The 678-nt window shown below is 46.6% G+C and carries 2 protein-coding genes; both read left to right on the forward strand.

What is annotated here, in order from left to right; translation table 11 throughout:
• Positions 1-189, forward strand: a 189-nt coding sequence (locus HV477_RS28320; protein WP_203436941.1) for a hypothetical protein, incomplete at its 5' end; no start/stop codon positions are given.
• On the forward strand, positions 146-604 hold the full coding sequence (gene tnpA, locus HV477_RS27935) for an IS200/IS605-like element IS200F family transposase (RefSeq protein ID WP_000502119.1): 459 nt from the start codon (positions 146-148) through the stop codon (positions 602-604). The genes HV477_RS28320 and tnpA, both read left to right, overlap by 44 nt.
• Positions 605-678 lie beyond the last annotated feature (74 nt).

Below are 678 nucleotides of genomic sequence, written 5' to 3' on the forward strand. Positions count from 1 at the left end.
TTGTCTATGGAAAACCCCCAGCTAGGCTGGGGGTTCCGGAAAGCTTTCAGCTTTAAGTCAGTTATTAAAACCCCTTTTGATTTGTTAAAACATCTTGCGGTCTGGCAACTGCAAAAGTTCAACAAGAAATCAAAAGGGGGTCCCAATGGGGGACGAAAAGAGCTTAGCGCACACCCGATGGAACTGTAAATATCACATAGTTTTCGCGCCCAAATACCGAAGACAAGCGTTCTATGGAGAGAAGCGTAGGGCAGTAGGCAGCATATTAAGAAAATTGTGTGAATGGAAAAACGTACGAATTCTGGAAGCGGAATGTTGTGCAGATCATATTCACATGCTTCTGGAGATCCCGCCGAAGATGAGTGTGTCGAGCTTCATGGGATATCTGAAGGGTAAAAGTAGTCTGATGCTTTACGAGCAGTTTGGGGATCTAAAATTCAAATACAGGAACAGGGAGTTCTGGTGCAGAGGGTACTATGTCGATACGGTGGGTAAGAACACGGCGAAGATACAGGACTACATAAAGCACCAGCTTGAAGAGGATAAAATGGGTGAGCAATTATCGATCCCGTATCCGGGCAGCCCGTTTACGGGCCGTAAGTAACGAAGTTTGATGCAAATGTCAGATCGTATGCGCCTGTTAGGGCGCGGCTGGTAAGAGAGCCTTACAGGCGCATC

The organism is Salmonella sp. SG203 (assembly GCF_013350575.1).
In the GTDB taxonomy this organism is placed as follows: domain Bacteria; phylum Pseudomonadota; class Gammaproteobacteria; order Enterobacterales; family Enterobacteriaceae; genus Salmonella; species Salmonella enterica.

Bases quoted from the DNA above. Each gene is read 5' to 3' on its own strand.
- tnpA (WP_000502119.1), top strand. From the start codon at position 146: ATGGGGGACGAAAAGAGCTTAGCGCACACCCGATGGAACTGTAAATAT.